The organism is Rheinheimera sp. NSM (genome assembly GCF_052380015.1).
GTDB lineage: Bacteria > Pseudomonadota > Gammaproteobacteria > Enterobacterales > Alteromonadaceae > Alishewanella.
This window is the reverse complement of the sequence record NZ_JBQTCI010000004.1, coordinates 314132-333979: the sequence shown is the minus strand read 5'-3', so window position 1 is coordinate 333979 and position 19848 is coordinate 314132. Positions and strand designations below refer to the sequence as shown.

Below are 19848 nucleotides of genomic sequence, written 5' to 3'. Positions count from 1 at the left end.
GATGTTAAAAATTCTTGATCTGTATATCGGCCGCACTATTTTAAACACCTCGATGTTAACACTGAGCGTATTGCTGGCTATATCGGCGATGTTTAAGTTTATCGACCAGATGCGCTCGGTCGGCCGCGGCTATTACGACATGGTGCACGCCGCTTTGTTTACGTTGTACAGCGTACCGGGCGACCTGGTGACCTTTTTCCCGATGGCAGCGCTTATCGGCGGTTTAATTGGTTTGGGCATGTTAGCCAGCAGCAGTGAGCTGGTGGTGATGCAGGCTGCCGGTTTATCGCGCTTTAATATCATCAGTTCGGTGATGAAAACCGCCGTCATTATGATGTTATTTGTTATGGCAGTAGCCGAGTGGGGCGCGCCGGTAAGCGACAGGGCCGCCCGCGAGCTGCGCACCAAAGCCATTTCTGACGGCAGCCTGTTTGCGGCGCAGCAGGGCATTTGGGCCAAAGATGGCGACCAGTTTGTTAATATCCGCAAAGTAGACGATTTCGGTAACCTCGAAGGTATTGTTATTTATCAGTTCGACAGCCAACTGCAGTTAGTGTCGGTAACCAGTGCCGACAGCGCGGTGTACAGCAGCGACGCCTGGCAACTGCAGCAGGTAAAGCGGTTGGATTTAACCGAACTGCGGGTGGTTAAACAACAGTGGCCGGAGCAGGGCTGGCGCTCGTCTTTAACGCCGGACAAACTGGGTGTGGTAACCATTAAGCCGGAAATGCTGTCGTTAAGCGGTTTAAATGACTATGTGGATTATTTGCAGCAAAATGCCCAGGACTCCAGCCGGTACGAATTAGCCTTTTGGCGCAAAGCGCTGCAACCGCTGACTATTATCGCTATGTTATTAATGGCTTTGTCGTTTATCTTCGGCCCGCTGCGCAGCGTTACCATGGCCGCCCGCGTGCTGATGGGTATTTTAACCGGCTTTGCTTTTTATATGAGTAACGAAGTATTCGGCCCGGTAGCCCTGGTATACCAGCTGCCACCGTTGGCCGGCGCCATAGTACCCAGCACGCTGTTTATTGCCTTATCGGTGTATTTAATGCGTAAGAAGGTCTGAGTCAAACTCGCAATATAGACCCGATTGCGCTAAACCAACCGTTGAACGCATGGATGCGTGAATCGAGCCTATAGGGACATATTCACGGCGTGTTGGTGTGTGCAATCGGGTTGATAGTACTCAATCACCGCGCTGCTTTATGCAGGTTCAATAATTTGCTTTGCTCTTTGGTCAGCACTATTACCTGAGTATTGGTTAACTGGTCCTGCAGTGCCAGGCCTTTACCCCAGCGCAGCCAAAGCCATAAATTACCTAAGCCTAATAACGCCGTAAGGGCGCGCAACAAACCCTGTTTAAAGCTGATAGCAGCACCGTTTTGCTGCACTAACAACAAACGCCAGGCGCGCATACCCAGGGTTTGGCCACCTTTGTACCAAAAGTACAGATAAAACCAAAAAAACCACAGCAGCGAATACAGCTGAAACCAGATTTTATGTTGGGCAATAAAGTCGGCATGGTCGGTGTAGTTAGCCAGTGAAATTACGCCAATGCTGTTTAGCAGCGTAACCAGCAACAAGGCCAGCATCATCGCCGCCATCCACAGTGCGGCTAAAATTAACCAGTCGTACAGCATCGCCGCCAAACGGCGAATTAACCCGGCCCGGGGTGCATCAGCAAACATAGTGTTATCCGCCAGTAAAAAACCGCGCAAGTGTAGCATGCAGCTTTGTTTTTTCGAAGCTGCTGCAATTTTGCGCAACTAAGCCGCTGTGGCATAAATTCGCTTGCGCATCGCCATTCGCGTCGTATAATGCAGGCGTTTACCTCAAAATATCCCTCAGTGCCTGGGTGGCGAAATCGGTAGACGCAGCGGATTCAAAATCCGCCGGGGGAAACTCCGTGTCGGTTCGAGTCCGACCCTAGGCACCAATCCCGTTCACTTGACTAAGTTTAAAGGTTAAGCAATTAATTTTTATACTGTTACGAATATACACATTCGAAAATAATTGTTGTTTGAGTTATGCATCCAAGCTAACTTATCAGTAATTGCTATTACTTTGCGTTTTGTAATTGCTTGCCCGTGTCAAATTTAGAAACTCAGGGTTAGATAAATCTGATGCATAAAATTTCTAAACTGACTACAGAATTTGATGAATCCCTTTTCTTAATTATGTCGCCAGAGCATGGAATTAACTAATATTAAGTTTCAACTAATTAAATGGCTTTCTAGGCGAGCTCCTAATGGCTTTGCTCGTGAAGTCGCAGATTTTCCTGTTGCAGTAGCCTCAGATATAGGTTCCAAGCGCAGTGAGAACCAAGATCGAGTTGCAGTCCTTAAAGCCCAAGTATCTAAAACTAAGAGCTTTATGATTGCAGTGCTATGTGATGGTATGGGCGGTATGGAGCAAGGTTCTAAATGTGCAACTTCTGCGGTAGCAACCTTTCTAAGCAGCTGCATAAAAAATAGGAATGCGCCACTAAGAGAACGGTTAATAAAAGCAACTCAAGAAGCAAATGAAGATATTTACACATTATATCAGGGTAATGGTGGGGCAACGCTTTCTGCCGTAATTATAGATAGCGATCAGAACTTAGCTGCTATAAATGTAGGAGATAGTAGAATCTATCATGTTCATCAAAATGAGCTAATTCAAGTATCAGTTGATGACACCATAGCTGCAAGACTTGGCAGAAATCGTGACGATGATCATCTTGGTGGTAAACTAATTCAGTATATCGGAATGGGCCCTGACTTGGAGTTGGAAACTTTAAGTATTGATCACCTTCTGTCCAGTTCAAGAATCATCCTTACTAGCGATGGAATTCATTATATTGAACAGAATACCCTTGGTAGCTTGGCTAAGCAGAATATTACTCCCGTAGAGCTATGCAGGCGTTTAGTTCATGTTGCTAAATGGTGCGGTGGGCATGATAACCTCAGTGCAATTGTCATCTCTGAAATTACTACTTTGTTCAATGAAGTCAACGATTCATACTCTGGAACAATTCAGATTTGGGACCATTTTGGTGAAGTTTTTTTGCTCGGAGTCGAAAAATCGAATCCAACAAATGAACCTGACGAAATAACAACATCATTTCCAGATACACCTCTATCAGAAAACCCTACAACTGAATATGTTAAAGAGACGGAGACAAGACCAAAGCGCAGGAGGAAGCCTAAATCATTAGATGAATCCAAGACCAAGAAAAAACCACAGCTAAGGATCGATTTCGATGATAAATGAAAAGTCGAATGATCTTTCTATTCGCTATACCTACACAGGTGAGTTTGGTGAAGGAGGTTTTAGCCAAGTCTTTTTTTGCATGGATAACAATCTGCAACGTAAAGTTGCAATAAAAACTATTAAAGAGAAGGAGGAAGTTGCCAGAGTTAAAGATGAAGTATCTTCACTCTTAAAAATGCGGTCAAAAAATGTAGTTCAAGTTTACGATATTATCAATTTGGAGGATGGTATTGGAATAGTGATGGAGTTTATTGAGGGGCAAGACTTATTTGGTATAGATTTTCAAATATTGCATGAAAAAGACAAGCTGAAATTATTGTGGCAGATAGCATCCGGAATATTTGATATTCATAAGTCCGGGCTTATTCATCGTGATATAAAGCCAAATAATATGAAAATTGATTCAGAAGGGATACTGAAGATTTTTGATTTTGGTTTGGCAAAAGACTCTGTAGTTGATGCAAAAACTATAGGTTTCAAAGGGACTTTTTATTTTTCCGCCCCTGAGCAATATTCTAACGGCACTGTTCATCTTACTAATAAGATAGACTTGTATTCATTTAGCGTTTTGGCATTGTTTTTGTTAAAGAATGAAATTCCAGATAAGCTTCGGTCTATACCGCCTTTACCTTTAGCCTTAGAAGACTTCCAAGGCAGTATCTTAGATAACTATCCTGAAATAATACAAGTGCTGTTTCGATGCGCGAGTCATAATTTTATGTTACGTCCTGATATTGAAGAAGTTAAGGCTGTAATAGAAAAAAATATTTTGAAATGGAAACACCAAGCGCTTGCAGTTTTCAATGATAAGTCGTTTATTCTCAATGAGAAAAATAAATTTGTTAAGATATCCCTGCCATCGGTAGGTAGTTTTGAGCTCCATTACACTGGATATGATTTTAGAGTGAAAAATACAGTTGGAGAAGTGTACCTGAACAACTCACCTGTTACTACTGAGATAATAATCCCCGGAGCTTGTGTCGTTACCCTTGGGGCTCCTAATAGAGGAAGTGCACGAAAATATATAACTTTTGATGTATCTAATCCTGAGGTGATGCTTTGAGTGGACTATTAAACCTGGGTTTCACTATTGCTCTTAGATATGAAATTGTAAGTTTCATTGGTGAAGGTGGCATGCAGCATGTATATAAGTCGAGAGATATCGTTCTTGATAAATTTGTTGCACTTAAGACACCAAAAAATAATTCTGCGAAAAAAAGATTTCATAGAAGTGCAATAGTATCTGCCAAAGTGAACCATCCTAATGTTGCGAAAACACTTGATTATGTTGAAGAGTCGGGGCATCAATACTTAATTGAAGAACTTGTTGAAGGTGAAGATTTGTCAAAAGCGGCCTTGACTAAGGCGGAGTATCTTGATCCTTCACTAGCAGCGAGAATCTTCCATTGTTTGAGTAAAGGCCTTGCAGCCTCACATCATGTAGGGGTAATTCATCGCGATCTAAAACCAACAAATATAATGGTTACCGGAGGTTTTAATTTTCATGATGTTAAAATTACAGACTTTGGAATAGCAAAACTTGCCGAAGATGAACTAATTGATGCTGCAGAAGGAGGCTCTGACACTATCAGTGCTTCAGCAACTGCGGTGGGAGCACTGCCCTATATGGCTCCGGAGGCTATAGATACACCCAAGGATGTTGGGCTTGCAGCTGATGTTTGGTCATTGGGAGCTATACTTTATGAACTGATAAGCGGTAAAAAGCCTTTCGGTTCTGGCTTAAAAGCTGTTGGGAAAATCCTTACTGGGCAATATGAACAATTCCCAGAATTTGTATCAAGTAATCCGCAGTTTGCAATATTAACACAGCAACTCATGGAAATTGTAAAATCATGTCTCAACTTGGATCCTGCTAAAAGACCAACTGCTGATAATCTTGTGGTGATGTGTTCAGATCTTTGTTACCAAGTGAGTGATCGTTATGTTGGTTTTGTCAGAGATATAAAACACAATTCGTGGGGTTTCATTTCTTTATCTGGAAGAGATGTTTTTTTTCACTATGATTGTGTATATGGTTACAAACCGAAAATAAATGATAAAGTGCTTTTTTCGAAATATAGTGGTGGTGGTGCTGATAGAGCTTTGCCTGTTGTAAAATTAAAACTTGATTGATGTACTTGTACTTATTATATTGCATCATTTTATGAATAGTTGATTGTGTTATTTCGCCTAGTAGGTATGAATAGGATTTTATGGCAATTGATGGATTTACGCGTGATGAATTTGGTAGAAAATTAAACTCTTTAGTTTTCCCCTCTCGGCCGATTGATAGTATTGAACACTTATTCGGCCGGTCTAAAGAGCTTGATAAAATTGAAAAGGCTTTGTATGCGTCTGGACGTCATATTTTTATATATGGAGATCGTGGTGTAGGAAAATCTTCACTTGCTGCAACGGCTGCAAATCAGTATCAAAGCTCCGATGCGGAATACATAGATGTATCTTGCTCACCTGATGCTTCTGTTAAGTCTATTGTTGTAAATATTGCCTATAACGCATTAAAAAATAGCCGCATAGTTAATAGCACTGCTCAAGAGAAAGCGAGTCTTAATTTTAAGTTTCTAAGCGTAGAAAAAGTGATTAATAAGGGTGGAAAAAATCTTTACGAAGAAATCAATAATTTAAATGACGCCGTGGAAGTTCTGAAGGAGGTATCAGCCTTGCATTCAGAACGTCCAATTATAGTTTTGGACGAGTTCGACAGGATGAATTCTCTAAGCGAACGCAACTTATTTGCGGACGTAATTAAACAGCTTGGTGATAAAAGAGTTCCCATTAAATTTATTTTTACAGGGATCTCAAAGACCGTTGACGAGTTACTTGGTGCACATCAGTCGGCAATTCGTCAATTAGAAACAATTGAACTGCCAAAGCTGAGTTGGGACGCTCGATGGGCTATTGTAAAGGATGTCGCCAAAGAATTTGGTATTAGAGTCGATCACGAGTTATGCGTGAGGATAGCCGCTGTAAGCGATGGGTATCCATATTATGTTCACCTAATAACTGAGAAGTTATTTTGGTGTTTATATGAGGATAAAAAGAATGTCACCGAGGTAACCAATGAACATTATCAAGCTGCTTTGAGAGAAGCGATAGATAGTATTTCTGCAGAGTTGAAGAGGCCTTATGAAACCGCTGTTAATCAGCGAACAGGTGATTACGAAGAGGTACTTTGGTCAACAGCAGATTCTGAATTTCTTCACCGATATTTGAAGGAAATGTACTCATCCTATCAGTATGTAATGAAGCAATTACCTTGTAAGGAGCCTCTTAGCTATGACAAGTACTGCTCAAGAGTCCGTAGCTTGAAAAGCAAGAGTAATGGTGAGGTGCTTATTGCTGAAACTAAACCTGGGTTATATTCTTATCGAGAAAAAATGCTCCGTGGTTATGTAAGAATGCAAGCGGAAGCACATGGAATTCAACTGTTGGGAGAGGAAGTTGAGCCAACGGAGAAGCAGGTTATGCATATTCCATCTCGGGCCTCTACAGGTTATCAACAATCAAAAATTCCAAAGGGTGTTCATTTCGCAAGGAAGAGGTAATACTCCATTCAAAGTGTATGATCATGCAGAAACAGCTTAATTCTAGGGCAAAGCAAAATTAGCCTACTTTCTTCTTTCTGCATTATCTTTCTGGTTCACCCCATGCTGTGGAACAGTACAACCGCACAATTAGCTACGAACGGTTAATTAATATTACTTCAGAAGAATTGCCAAATCGTAAGAGTATGCGACTAGAATAGCTCTAGTTTTACAAAAATTGGTGGCATACCACTGAAATACAAACAGGTTTTTAATAACACAACCTTCTAATTTTAGCGTCAATTAAAAATGGGCGTATTCCAGCACAAGTTCTTTACATGGCTATGAATAGCTAGTTATTATCGGTCATAATATAGCTCTATTTATAAAAGGTTTTTAAGTTGGTAGATAATCAATATTCAGAATTAGTATTTGGCTTGACTGCCCCTATAGGGGTTGATTGTTCGGCAATTATCCAGCAACTGGAACTACAAATAGCTGCGCATAACTGGTCCCCACACTTAGTTAATACTTCTTCTTTAGTACTTAATGAGTCAAGGTTTTCTTGTAGTAGAGAACAAGAAACTGGCCTGACGGCATTTCGCATCTCGGCTAAGCAAGGCGAGTATTTAAAAGAGTATGGAGAAAAAAATTACTTAACGTCACTAAATGCGGCAATTACTATCTGGCACATTAAGAATCGCCGCGACGAACAGCAAGAAAAATGCAGAGAAGATGGAACTTTTGGAGTTGTGTATATTGTTAATATGCTCCTTGATGACAAGGATTCAGAGCAACTAAGAGAATTTTATAGTAATGCTTATTACCAGATTGGGATAACTGACAGTGAAGAAAATAGAAGAAAAAATTTAGATCAGTTATTTAGATCGGAAGATTTTAATACTACCCAAGAGCAAAACTTCGCTCGTGAAGCTGCTCAGCGAATAGACAAGAACGAAATTGAAAAAGTTTTCGTTAATTCAGATTTTTTTATAAATGCGTCAATCACTGGCACTAATACAATTGATAGATTTGTTGATCTAGTATTCGGTGCTCCTAATGTTAGCCCGACGCACTCAGAATACTCAATGTTTATGGCTTTTATGGCCTCAGTCAACTCTGCGGATTTATCAAGACAAGTAGGTGCTGTGATTTCCTCAAAGCATCAAGATATCATCGCGACAGGCTCAAACGATGTCCAGAAATCCGGAGGTGGGAAATACTGGCCAGATGAAGTCTACAAGCCACTTTTGGAAGAGCACTTCAATACTTACGAGGACAAACGAGACGCATCTAATGGATATGATGCAAATGCTGAAACTATATTACAACTCTCATCTGAAATTGCTGATGCACTTATTACCTTTATGCCGGAGCTTTCAGGGATTGATGAAAATGAGTTAGCCAAAACGTTACGTAAGAAAACTGGCCTTAAGGATATTACGGAGTTTGGTCGAGTTGTTCACGCAGAATTATCCGCCATCATGAGCGCATCTAGAAACGGTATAAGCGTTGTCGGAGGGCACTTATTTTGTACGACCTTTCCTTGTCACAATTGTGCGAAGCATATAATAGCAAGTGGAATTGAACGCGTTGAATATATTGAACCCTACCCCAAGAGTAAAGCGATGCATCTGCACCAAGACTCTATTTCTATGAAGGAGGAAAGTAGCGGAAAGGTCGTTTTTTCAGCATTCACTGGTGTAGGTCCTCGAAGGTTTCTGGACCTTTTTTCTACGATGGGGCTGGGAGCAGCAAAGAAAATTGAACGTAAAACAGACGAAGGAAAAGCTATTCCAACCAAGAGAGGGAGTTACAACCACCCTCGTATTCCAACTTCCCTCGCTAGTCAGATTTTTAAAGAAGACAGTGTGGAGATATTGACTGCGACTGCACTTGCAGAGAAGATAACTAGGAGACCCGAAAGTATATTTGATAAAACATACACTTCATACATTAAAGTTTTTAAAGACGATAATAGTCTTAACATGATAGAGAGGGTTGGGGATTTGGCTGCGAGTTATCCATATGATTATGGTTTCTCTATGCAGGTTGTCGATAAAATCATTGCTCCAAAACTATTCAAAGGCTTGTACGTAAATTTTAAACTAAAGGTTGGAGATACTAGACTTCTTTTAGCTAATTCAATTGTGCCCGCAGATGTTAACGTTGAATCGGATGGTGGTGAAATTTTTGGCAAATGTGTTGGTACGGCCAATAGGAGCAAAGAAGGTAATAAATGGTATATCACACGCTTAGTGAAAGACCATCCCTCAGATTATTTAGTTAAGGAGTCCGAAAGTTTAAGTACGTTATCGCATGAAATATCTTCAGTAAAAGTCAGCTTTACTTTAATTCGCAATTCTAGAGGCTACTATGAAGCAAGGAATGTTCAACCACTGAAAGGTCGAGTTATTAATTAGTTTTACGAGCTGAATGAACTAATGAATGGTTAGAGTCAAACAAAATTAACCTTTTGGCTCCTTTCCTCTTTGCTAACAGCGCAACTGGTTTCACGCTGCATTGCAACACCGCCGGCAGGTAGAGTGCCTGTGTTATTGTTAAAAAAAGGCATTTTATGACTACATAGTATCGGTTGCTGTGTTTGTACAAAGGCTTCTTGCGAAACTCATGGCTGCTTACGCTGAGGTGATTGGAATAGAGTGAATGTTTACAATTTTTGATATAAAACAATAACCTAATAGGTGTTTCTAGAATTCTGCCAAACGCTTGTCGATCTTTACCTTCCCCATCCGACTAACTAACGTGAGTTAATAACTGCTACCTTTACTGCAGCATCAGCTGGCTGTGGCAGGGTATTGCCAACTTTAGGAGCAACACGATGAAATTTAACCCGGTAGTGCATTTTGAAATTTACGTAGAAAACATGGATCGCGCCAAAGCGTTTTATCAGGCGCTGTTTGATATCAAGCTGGAACACATGCCGTCACCCACGCCGGAGGTTGAGATGGAAATGTGGTTCTTCCCGATGGATAAAGAAAACGGCATGAGTTACTACGGAGCCGGTGGTAGCCTGGTGAAGATGGCCGGTTTTACTCCCGGTGGCGGTGGCACTTTGGTGTATTTTGGCTGTGATGATTGTGCAGTGCAGGCGGCCCGTGCTGAAGCCAATGGCGGCAGTATACAGCAGGCGAAAATGTCGATTGGTGAACATGGTTTCTGCGCCGTAGTGCGCGACTCTGAAGGTAATTTAATCGGCCTGCACTCGATGACATAAGTTAGCCAACGCATTTACATACCAACCAGCCCCCTTTTGCTTAGGGGGCGTCAATTCCGCGACCTCTTTATGCTGCTGACAGCAGCGTCTGATAGCCGGCCAGTGTTCTGCTAAGCGTTCGAAATGCCTTAACTATGACTTTTTCTCATGGGTTAATGAAATAATATCATTTTTATTCATGCAGCCCCGGGTGTATAACTTACATATGGCTTCAAGTCTAGACGTCTGGATGTTTTTATCGCGGCGGATTAGCAAAGGGGATAGCACAGCATGAACAAAGACTTCACTTTTACCATTAAGCGTATTCGGTTCGATGAACATTATCAGCCGGCGGACAGTACCCGTATCACCACCAACTTCGCCAACCTGGCACGAGGTGAGTGCCGCCAGCAGAATTTGCGTAATGCTTTAACGATGATTAACAACCGTTTTAATGCGTTAGCGCAATGGGACAACCCCAAAGCCGATCGTTACTCTGTCGAGCTGGATATCGTTTCGGTTGATGTGGATATTGACGGCAATGGCGCCGGCTTCCCGTCGATTGAAGTACTAAAAACCAATATTGTTGATCATAAAACCAACGAGCGCATCGAAGGTATAGTGGGCAATAACTTCTCCTCTTATGTGCGGGACTATGATTTCAGCGTATTGCTGCTGGAGCATAATAAGCAGCAAGCGCAATTCAGCATTCCGGAGAATTTTGGCGAGCTGCATGGCAAGCTGTTCAAATATTTTGTTAACTCAAGTGCTTACAAGCAGCATTTTAGCAAGCCGCCGGTTATCTGCCTGAGTGTTTCCGATAACAAAACCTATCAGCGCACGGAAAACCAGCATCCGGTATTGGGCGTGGAATACCTGGCAAACGAGTCGTCGTTAACCGAGCAGTATTTTAAAAAGATGGGCCTGCAGGTGCGTTATTTTATGCCGGCAAACAGTGTGGCGCCTTTGGCTTTCCATTTTGTTGGTGACTTACTTAACGATTACACCAACCTTGAGCTGATTAGCACCATCAGCACCATGGAAACCTTTCAAAAGATTTACCGGCCGGAGATTTATAACGCCAATGCGGTAGCAGGTAAAAGCTATAAACCGGATTTAAAAAATCAGGATCATTCTATTACGCAAATTGTGTATGACCGCGAAGAGCGCAGCAAGTTAGCTATAGCCCAGGGCCGGTTTGCTGAAGAGCACTTTATTAAACCGCACCGCGCAACGCTGGAACAATGGTCGGCTAACTACGCTTAATAACCGGAATAAATACGAATTATGAACAAGCATTTACTACAAAAAACATTATTACCTACCTCAACGGCCGGCAGTTTACCGAAGCCATCCTGGTTGGCACAGCCGGAAACACTTTGGTCACCGTGGAAACTGCAGGGTGACGAACTGACTGATGGTAAACAGGACGCACTGCGGCTGTCATTACAGCAGCAACAACTGGCCGGCATTGATATTGTCAGTGATGGCGAGCAAACGCGGCAGCACTTTGTCACCACCTTTATCGAGCACTTAAGCGGTGTGGATTTTAACCAGCGTAAAACCGTCAGAATCCGTAACCGCTATGATGCCAGTGTGCCAACAGTGGTGGGCCCGGTGTCGCGGCCAAAGCCGGTGTTTGTTGAAGATGCTAAGTTTTTACGCGCGCAAACCAACCAGCCGATAAAATGGGCGCTGCCTGGCCCAATGACGATGATCGACACGCTGTACGATGACCATTATAAAAGCCGTGAGCAACTGGCGTGGGAATTTGCCAAAATACTGAACCAGGAAGCAAAAGACTTAGAGGCTGCCGGGGTGGATATTATTCAGTTTGATGAGCCGGCCTTTAATGTGTTTTTTGATGAGGTAAATGAGTGGGGCATTAAGTGTTTAGAGCGCGCCATCGAAGGGCTTAAATGCGAAACGGCGGTACATATTTGCTATGGCTACGGCATTAAAGCCAATACCGATTGGAAAAAAACCTTGGGCTCTGAGTGGCGGCAATACGAAGCGGTATTCCCCAAGCTGCAACAATCCAATATCGATATTATATCGCTGGAGTGTCATAACTCGCATGTGCCGCTTGAGCTGCTGGAGCTTATCCGCGGTAAAAAAGTGATGGTAGGCGTCATTGATGTGGCAACTGACACTATAGAAACAGCGGAGCAAGTGGCGGCGACGCTGAGAAAAGCACTGCAGTATGTTGACGCTGATAAGCTTTACCCCTGCACTAACTGTGGTATGGCGCCGTTATCCCGTGACGTTGCCAGCGGCAAGCTGAATGCCTTAGCGGCAGGGGCAGAGATTGTGCGAAATGAATTACTGGCCGGATAATATCCGGCGCTACTGTCTGACTTAGTCTTCATTAATAATGGCATAGCGCTGTACCAGATAATCAATAAAAGCCCGTACCGACGGCAGCAGCCCGCGCCGGGTCGGGAATACGATATGGATAATTTCTCTTCTGATAGCCCAGTCCGGCAGTAGCCGGACCAAGCGGCCGCTTTCAATATAGCGGCCAACCATCAGCAGGGGTAATTGCGCCACACCAACGCCGGCCAGAGCGGCTGTTTTTACTGCCAGCATATCGGTAGTGATCAGCCTGGGCTGGTAGTTTACCTGCACTTCAGCGCCCTGGGGCGAGGTTAAAAACCAGGTATGTTGCTCGTGCGGTGTGCCGCGGCCTAAGCTTGGCCACTTCGCCAGCTCGAGCGGCGAAACCGGCATGCCCAGTTGCTGCACTAAGGCCGGGCTGGCTACCAGACACTGGCCTCTGTCGGACAACACCCGCATGGCCAAATCAGAATCCTGCAGTGGTGCCGGCCGTACGCGGATTGCCAGGTCTATACCCTCGCCAAGCACATCGACCCGGCGGTTAGTGGCATCCAGTTGCACCTTAATTTGCGGATACAGCAGCATAAAATCCGCCAGCATCTCGCTGATATGAAAGTGCAACAAACCGATAGGGCAGCTTAGCCGCAGGGTGCCGCAAGGTTCTGCCCGCAATTCATCTATAGCCTGTTGCGCAGCCCGGGCTTCCACCAGCATTGCCTGGCAATGCTCATAGTAGCGCTGGCCAACATCGGTGATAGCAAAGTGCCGGGTTGAGCGGGTAATTAATCTTACACCCAATCGCTGCTCCAGCCCGGCTATACGGCGGCTTAGTTTTGATTTGGGAATATTCAGCGCCCGCTCTGCCGCAGCAAAGCCGCCGGCATCGACAATTTTGACGAAGAAGTACAAATCATTCAGATCTTGCATAAGGCCTCGCAGCGATTGTTCTGTTAATAGAACACTGAGGTCCATTTTAGCTAACTACCGGCGGATAAGTTAATTATTTATAGTGATTGCATTAAGCCTTTCGGCAGCAATTTAAGCCAGATCTGACAATGCATTTCACGGGCCGGCGACTAAACTTAGCCGGCTGACTAAACGCAGCTTAGGCTGCACACACACAGAGGACCTGACTATGACCAAGCCATACGTTCGCCTGGATAAAGACAACGCCGCAGTGTTGTTGGTAGATCATCAAACCGGCTTATTATCACTGGTGCGTGATATCGACCCGGATAAATTCAAAAACAACGTGTTAGCCCTGGCTGATCTGGCTAAATATTTTGGCCTGCCAACCATTTTAACCACCAGCTTTGAGCAAGGCCCTAATGGCCCGTTGGTGCCGGAGCTAAAAGACATGTTTCCGTCGGCGCCTTATATAGCGCGGCCCGGGCAAATTAATGCCTGGGACAACGAAGATTTTGTTAAAGCCGTTAAAGCAACCGGTAAAAAGCAGCTGATTATTGCCGGTGTGGTAACAGAAGTCTGTGTCGCTTTCCCGGCGTTGTCAGCATTGGAAGCAGGCTATGAGGTGTTTATCGTTACTGATGCGTCGGGCACCTTTAACGCCATGACGCGCGATGCGGCATGGGACAGAATGACCAGCGCCGGTGCCCAGCTAATGACGTGGTTCGGTACCGCCTGCGAATTACACCGTGATTGGCGTAACGATATTGAAGGCTTAGGTGCATTGTTTTCCAACCACATTCCGGATTACCGCAACCTGATCAACAGCTTTAATACACTAACCGGCAATAAGTAACACAACAGGCCCTGCTTAATAAGCAGGGCCTGTAAACACCGCGTCCGGCAGCAAGCAGCGCGAAACGGCAGTGCTGCTTGATATGCCGCTATATTACAAAGTAAATAATCATATTCAGGTTTTTATACTCTTCCACCGCCAGCACTTTATGCTGAAAATTCTTTCGCTGCAGCGCTTTATCCAGCATTGCATGAATACCTCTGCTGTAATTGGCGATACCTGCAGTTGCCCATAACTGATTAAAAGCCGGCGATAGTTGTTTTATTTCAGCCACCAGACTCTGTGTTACGGGGTCTTGCGGATACGCTGCCATATCGCAGCGAAATTGGGCAACCAGCTTAGCTGCATCTTGCTGCCAGTCGGGCAGCCGGCTGCGCAGTTGTGGGTCAGTGAACACCATTCTCAGCAGGTTGCGATCAGGCAATGTGCGCTCTGTGAATGAAAACAGTTCGTCGGCAGAACGGTTCCAGGCAATGATATTCCAGCGCAAGTCCATGATGTAAGCCGGCATGGCTAATTCATCCATTATCGCTTGGGTTAAGCTGTCAATGCTTTGCTGCTGAAACGTATCCAGTGCCGGTGGGCGGTGATGCGTCAGCAGAAAAAGATGACAGCATTCTGCGTCATTCAGCTTTAACGCTTTGGCGATATTAAGTAAGAATGATTCGGATACCTGAATATCCCGCCCCTGTTCAAACCAGGTATACCAGGTAAGCCCGACCCCCGCGATTGTGGCAACTTCTTCCCGCCTGAGGCCTGGTGTGCGTCTTCTGTGGCTGCCGGGAAGGCCGACATCTGCTGGCTTTAACTTGTTCCGATGATGTAGCAAAAAGTCAGTCAGTTCACTTTTCATTCGGTTAAGTCTTTGCTTTGTCATGCAATTACCGTTAGTAATGGGATAAATTGACATATTGTAACCGGATAAATGTAGAGGGACAATGCCGGCAGTTCAATTGAAATGGGAGGAAGTATGTCATTTAATTCTGCTGAAAACGCCGCTGTGGCGCCGCATCATGTTACGGCCGGGGTCAGAGCATGGATAGGACTGGCCGTGTTAGCATTGCCGACCTTGTTACTGGGTTTAGATATCACTATTCTGTATTTGGCGTTGCCCGCGCTTGCTGAGGCGTTACAGCCGGGCAGCACGCAAGTGCTTTGGATCATGGATATTTACGGTTTTATGATCGCCGGTTTTCTTGTCACTATGGGCGCTTTAGGTGATCGGATCGGCCGGCGCAAGCTGTTAATGATCGGCGCATTTTGTTTTGCTTTAGCTTCAATTTTTGCCGCTTATGCGCCAACGGCTGAAATATTAATTCTTGCCAGAGCACTACTTGGTATTGCTGGCGCTACTCTGATGCCGTCGACCCTGGCGTTAATCAGTAATTTGTTTCACGTTGGCAAACAGCGCGCTCTGGCTATCGGGATCTGGGCGACCATGTTTGCGCTGGGTATGGCGCTTGGCCCGGTGGTTGGCGGAGTATTGCTGGAACGGTATTGGTGGGGCTCTGCCTTCTTAGTCGCAGTGCCTGTTATTATTGTCCTGCTTTGCGCTGCGCCCGTTTTTTTACCGGAGTATAAAAATCCCGCCCGGGCAAAGCCGGACTTAGGCAGTGTTGTTTTATCGTTGTTGGGTATTTTGCCCATCATTTATGGCTTCAAAGAGTTATCAAGATCCGGTTTATCCGTTGCGCTTATCGGTTATTTTGGCTTGGGTATCATAGGCTTGCTGCTATTTATTAAACGGCAGCGCGTTATAGGCACGCCGATACTTGATTTGCGGCTTTTCTGCAACAAAACCTTCAATCTTGCGCTGTTGGTATTGCTTACCGGCTTAATCGGGGTTGCCGGCATGATGCTGCTTGTGACGCAGTATTTGCAACTGATTGCCGGTTTTAGCCCGGTAGTGGCCGGGCTTTGGCTGGGACCGCCGGCGTTGATGATGGTATTAGCCGGTCTGGTGGCGCCGCTTTTAGCCGGGCGCTTTAGCCCGGCAACGGTGCTGGCCGCAGCATTAATGTTGGCCAGCGCCGGCTCTGGCCTGGTTGCCATAGCCGATCCGGCCCAACTGCAAGTTGGTCTGGTGGTGTCAGGGTTTTCACTGATTTATTTTGGCTTGGGAGCACTGGCTGCGCTTGGTACGGATTTGGTAGTCAGCTCTGCTCCGCCGGAACAAGCCGGCTCAGCATCTGCGATGTCTGAAATGGCACAAGAGTTGGGTGTTGCGCTGGGAGTAGCGCTACTGGGCAGCTTAGCGTTGTTTGTCTATCAATTGCATGTAACGGGTCAGTATGCATCCTCCGCGGTAGTGGACATGCAGCTGGTACAACAGGGGTTATGGGCCGTTGAAGCCGCGGCAGACTCACTGTCCGCAGAGGTACATAACGTCGCCAGATTGGCCTTCAATAAAGGTATGCAAGTGGTGGCTATTTTTAGTAGTGTAGTTTTTGTACTGTTGGCGTTGGCAACGACTACTGCACTGAGGCCACTTGAAGCTAACACCGGCAAGCAGGAGTGTGAGCAGGCCTGACAGTTAGTGGCGAAAAGAGTGGTTGCTATCCCGGAGTTCAATTGGATTAGCCTCTGCCGCCTTACCGGAAAAGTACTATGATTTGGAATCAGGGATTGGCTCAGTGCAGCCATCCATACGATTTGCAGAGTAGCAGCATTATAAGAGGTCACTATGGGTCAACCATTATCGCGGGACTATGATCAATTGTCTGATTATCAGCAGAAATTTGGCAGCTTGCAGGAAAATTGTCCGGTGCGGGCCGCACTGGATATTATTCGCGGGCGCTGGAAACCCTCTATTTTGCATGAGTTAAAAGAACAAGCCCGCAGGTATTCGGAATTGCAACGCGCGCTACCACGTATTTCACCACAAGCGCTGACGACGCAACTCAAACAGTTGGAAGCGGATGGTTTGATAGAACGTGATGTGTATGCGGAAGTGCCTGTCCGGGTAGAGTACCGCTTGTCTGAGTTTGGGGCTACCTTATGCAAAGTATTGAATAGCCTTGACGAGTGGGGGGAATCCTATCTGCAGTATAGGGCAAACCGCCTGTAACGGACGTTAGCAGCCACTCACAATTTAGTGACTTGCTCACTATCCTGGTCGTGGATCCAATATCTGAGGACATGAATAATGCAACGGTTCGTTTCACCTTGTTCAGTCACAGAAGGTTTATTCCATGGCACAGTTATTAGTTCTAAACTCCAGTGGCCGCAACACCCGGTCAATCACCCGACGTTTAACCAGACAATTTACCGGGAGCTGGCTGGCAGCTCATCCCGGTGGCGTATTGTGTGAACGGGATCTGACATTGCATCTTCCCACACCAGTTAACGAAGCCTGGATTGCCAGTGCATTTGCGCCCGCTGAGGAACGTTCGCCGGCGATGGAGGCTGTGTTAGCGGAAAGCGAGATGCTGTTGGCAGAGATTGAAGCTGCAGATGCGCTGGTGATGGGGGTTCCTATGTATAATTTTGGCGTCCCGGCGCAATTAAAAGCCTATTTTGATCAGATTATCCGCGCCGGTCGTTCATTTCAGTTTAACCCGGGAGCAGAGCAGCCTTATCAGCCACTGCTGGCCGACAAACCGGTCACCGTCATCGTCTCAGTGGGAGATGGCGATCTGTTACCCGGAGGCCCGTTGGCGCAGATGAACTTTCTGGAACCGCACTTGATGACCATGCTCGGCTTTATTGGCCTGCGTAGTGTCGGGTTTATCCGTGTCGGGTATGAGGAGTTTCAGGACGGCCGGTTGAAAAAAGCCCTTGGCCTGGCTGAAACCGAGATCACACGCCGGGCGGCTGCGGTCTGAGTTTAATGTCATAGCAACAACATCGGCGGTTGTGCTGCCTCCAATAGTTGACCTCAACTTATGTTTAGCTTTTATGCTTGTCATCTGTGCGGCACACAGCATAGGCATTTAATCGACAACAAGGGCTTAAAGCATGAAAGAGCAGATATTTTTAGTCACAGGAGGCACCGGCACAATTGGCAGCCAGGTTATAAACATGCTGTTGAAAGCACAGTGCAAAGTGCGGTTGCTAAGCAGAAATCCTGCTGCAGTTAATGATGCAAAGGGTGTAGAAGTTGTTGCCGGCGATCTTAACCAGGCGGATACATTAAAAGATGCGCTTAACGGTGTAAAAGGCCTGCACCTGATATCCTTTGGTGACGAAAGTTACACGCCTTTAGCCAATGGCGGGCAGCTGGTTAAGCTGGCAGAACAGGCCGGGGTTGAGCGCGTTACTATTCTTTGGAATGGCGAAGGCAACGAAAGCTCGCTTGAAACAGCCATTAAGCACAGCAGCATTGATTGGACTATCTTGCAGCCACAGGAATATATGGCGAATGCGCTTGGCTGGGTAGCATCGGTTAAACATCAGGATCAGGTGCAGGAGCCCTTCGGCGACAGACCAACAGCAGCTGTTCATGAAGCCGATGTGGGGGCGGTGATTGCGGAAATATTACTGCACGGCGGACACGCGAGACAGATCTACACGCTAACCGGGCCGGAAGTGCTCACGCCAAAAAAACAAGTGCAGCAAATTGCCTCGGCCTTAGGCCGGAATATAGCCTTTATTGAATTGGATGAGCAACAAACCCGGGCCAGGTGGCAAGAGTGGGGCTTGCCGCAAGCCACCATGGATTATTTATATCAGTGGTATGGCAATACCCCGGCGCAAGGTTTCACTATCACGCCAACGGTGGAACAGATTATTGGCCGGCCGGCAAAATCTTTTAAAGCGTGGGTAACAGAAAATATTCAGTATTTCAAATAGCACAGCTAAGCGCCACTTTACAAAACAGCGCCTGCTCTTTGTTTTCGCGGCAGCGGGTGAGCCAACAGATTTCACACTGCTTTCACGCGGCTGTCGGTAAATTTAATGCCTGTTTGTCTTAACAAAAAGGCATGTTATGCATACTGTTCTTTATACAAAGTATCGCGCGCTGTATCTTTGTCTCGGCTTAGTAGCGCCGCCTCTGGCGGCTGAGCCGCAGCGGATAGAGCACGTTTTAACTGATACTGCGCCGGCTGCGCCAGTTGACGGGCAACACAGTATCGGCCAGCTTATCAGCCGGGCTATTGCTGACTTTGAACAACGCGGCCGTGCCGACTGGTCTTATCGCGTGTCACGCTATGAAAACGAAGAAGGGCAGATCAGCAGCAGTATTGCACTGTTCGAGCCAACCAAAGCAACGGGTCAGCAATGGACCTTGCTTAGCCTTAATGGCCAGCCGCCTGACAATAAGCAACTGCGCAAGTTTGCGGAAAAAAAACTGGCAGAGACTAAGCAAAAACAGACAGAAAACGGCGGGCAACAGAGCTTCTCCGTGAAGCTGCGTGACCTTATTCAACTTGACAGCTTGCAGCTGTTATCAAACAACACGCAGCGCTTTCACGCCGGTTTTGCTGTGTATCTCAGTCAGTTGGGGGCAGAGGCGTCACAGCATCTGCAGGGAAGCCTTATCTTTGATAAACAGCAGCACTATATTGAAAGTATTGAAATTACTAATACCGCCAGCTTCTCGCCGCTATTCAGCGCCGAGATTAAAGAGTTTAAGCTAACGCTTGATTTTATTAAAATTGATGCTGCGGTACTGCCTGCGCGGCAGGAGCTGACGATGAAAGGCCGCTTCGCGTTTTTCAGCACTATTGATGAAGTATCGACGGTTAGTTTTTCCGATTATCACTATGTAGGGCAGTGATACGGGGTAAATC

The 19848-nt window shown here is 45.7% G+C and carries 18 protein-coding genes and 1 tRNA gene; 16 read left to right on the top strand and 3 right to left on the bottom strand.

The genetic code is table 11. The features are described 5' to 3' along the window. Window position 1: 1 nt before the first annotated feature. Window positions 2-1069 carry an LPS export ABC transporter permease LptG gene (gene lptG, locus ACTZWV_RS13805; protein ID WP_444787104.1) on the top strand — a complete coding sequence of 356 codons (1068 nt, stop codon included), beginning with the start codon at window positions 2-4 and terminating at the stop codon, window positions 1067-1069. A 124-nt stretch (window positions 1070-1193) separates the two neighbouring features. Here lptG and ACTZWV_RS13800 read toward each other — a convergent pair whose 3' ends face one another. Next, complete coding sequence (locus ACTZWV_RS13800; protein ID WP_444787103.1) at window positions 1194-1691, bottom strand: RDD family protein; 498 nt, start codon at window positions 1689-1691, stop codon at window positions 1194-1196. Window positions 1692-1852: 161 nt separating this feature from the next. Between ACTZWV_RS13800 and ACTZWV_RS13795 the strand changes: the two genes are divergently transcribed. From ACTZWV_RS13795 to ACTZWV_RS13755, 9 genes are all read left to right on the top strand, one after another. Further along, window positions 1853-1939 (top strand) — tRNA-Leu (locus ACTZWV_RS13795). A 254-nt stretch (window positions 1940-2193) separates the two neighbouring features. After that, complete coding sequence (locus ACTZWV_RS13790) at window positions 2194-3255, top strand: PP2C family protein-serine/threonine phosphatase (RefSeq protein ID WP_444787102.1); 1062 nt, start codon at window positions 2194-2196, stop codon at window positions 3253-3255. Continuing rightward, a complete protein-coding gene (locus ACTZWV_RS13785; RefSeq protein ID WP_444787101.1) occupies window positions 3245-4318 on the top strand; it encodes a serine/threonine-protein kinase in 1074 nt (357 codons plus the stop codon). The genes ACTZWV_RS13790 and ACTZWV_RS13785 overlap by 11 nt, the downstream gene beginning before the upstream one ends. Next, window positions 4315-5388 (top strand): protein kinase domain-containing protein, encoded by a 1074-nt coding sequence (locus tag ACTZWV_RS13780; RefSeq protein ID WP_444787100.1) that lies wholly within the window; start codon window positions 4315-4317, stop codon window positions 5386-5388. Before ACTZWV_RS13785 ends, ACTZWV_RS13780 begins: the two co-directional genes overlap by 4 nt. An 80-nt stretch (window positions 5389-5468) precedes the next feature. Beyond that, complete coding sequence (locus tag ACTZWV_RS13775; protein ID WP_444787099.1) at window positions 5469-6821, top strand: AAA family ATPase; 1353 nt, start codon at window positions 5469-5471, stop codon at window positions 6819-6821. Window positions 6822-7201: 380 nt separating this feature from the next. After that, window positions 7202-9223, top strand: coding sequence for a deaminase (locus ACTZWV_RS13770; protein ID WP_444787098.1), 2022 nt, complete (start codon window positions 7202-7204; stop codon window positions 9221-9223). A 419-nt stretch (window positions 9224-9642) separates the two neighbouring features. Further along, complete coding sequence (locus ACTZWV_RS13765; protein ID WP_444787097.1) at window positions 9643-10038, top strand: VOC family protein; 396 nt, start codon at window positions 9643-9645, stop codon at window positions 10036-10038. 270 nt (window positions 10039-10308) lie between these two features. Beyond that, window positions 10309-11283, top strand: coding sequence for a DUF1852 domain-containing protein (locus ACTZWV_RS13760; RefSeq protein WP_444787096.1), 975 nt, complete (start codon window positions 10309-10311; stop codon window positions 11281-11283). Window positions 11284-11304: 21 nt separating this feature from the next. Beyond that, entirely contained in the window at window positions 11305-12354 is a 1050-nt protein-coding gene (locus ACTZWV_RS13755) for a methionine synthase (RefSeq protein WP_444787095.1), read from the top strand. Between the two features lie 21 nt (window positions 12355-12375). Here ACTZWV_RS13755 and ACTZWV_RS13750 read toward each other — a convergent pair whose 3' ends face one another. Next, window positions 12376-13281, bottom strand: a complete 906-nt coding sequence (locus ACTZWV_RS13750) for a LysR family transcriptional regulator (RefSeq protein ID WP_444787094.1) — start codon at window positions 13279-13281, stop codon at window positions 12376-12378. A 208-nt stretch (window positions 13282-13489) separates the two neighbouring features. On the opposite strand from ACTZWV_RS13750, the gene ycaC reads away from it, so the two are divergent. Further along, window positions 13490-14116 carry an isochorismate family cysteine hydrolase YcaC gene (ycaC, locus tag ACTZWV_RS13745; protein ID WP_444787093.1) on the top strand — a complete coding sequence of 209 codons (627 nt, stop codon included), beginning with the start codon at window positions 13490-13492 and terminating at the stop codon, window positions 14114-14116. Window positions 14117-14204: 88 nt separating this feature from the next. Here the strand turns inward: ycaC and ACTZWV_RS13740 are convergent, their stop codons facing one another. Next, a complete protein-coding gene (locus ACTZWV_RS13740) occupies window positions 14205-14993 on the bottom strand; it encodes a helix-turn-helix transcriptional regulator (RefSeq protein WP_444787092.1) in 789 nt (262 codons plus the stop codon). Window positions 14994-15086: 93 nt separating this feature from the next. Here ACTZWV_RS13740 and ACTZWV_RS13735 point away from each other — a divergent pair, with 93 nt between their 5' ends. The 5 genes from ACTZWV_RS13735 (at window position 15087) to ACTZWV_RS13715 (ending at window position 19835) form a co-directional block, all read left to right on the top strand. Next, window positions 15087-16646, top strand: coding sequence for an MFS transporter (locus tag ACTZWV_RS13735; RefSeq protein WP_444787091.1), 1560 nt, complete (start codon window positions 15087-15089; stop codon window positions 16644-16646). A gap of 153 nt (window positions 16647-16799) precedes the next feature. Next, complete coding sequence (locus tag ACTZWV_RS13730; protein ID WP_444787090.1) at window positions 16800-17183, top strand: winged helix-turn-helix transcriptional regulator; 384 nt, start codon at window positions 16800-16802, stop codon at window positions 17181-17183. A 124-nt stretch (window positions 17184-17307) separates the two neighbouring features. Continuing rightward, complete coding sequence (locus tag ACTZWV_RS13725; RefSeq protein WP_444787089.1) at window positions 17308-17940, top strand: FMN-dependent NADH-azoreductase; 633 nt, start codon at window positions 17308-17310, stop codon at window positions 17938-17940. A gap of 133 nt (window positions 17941-18073) precedes the next feature. Continuing rightward, the gene (locus ACTZWV_RS13720) at window positions 18074-18907 is read left to right on the top strand and encodes an NmrA family NAD(P)-binding protein (protein ID WP_444787088.1); all 834 of its coding nucleotides are present in this window, start codon (window positions 18074-18076) and stop codon (window positions 18905-18907) included. 136 nt (window positions 18908-19043) lie between these two features. Beyond that, a complete protein-coding gene (locus tag ACTZWV_RS13715; RefSeq protein ID WP_444787087.1) occupies window positions 19044-19835 on the top strand; it encodes a hypothetical protein in 792 nt (263 codons plus the stop codon). The last annotated feature ends 13 nt before the right edge of the window (window positions 19836-19848 follow it).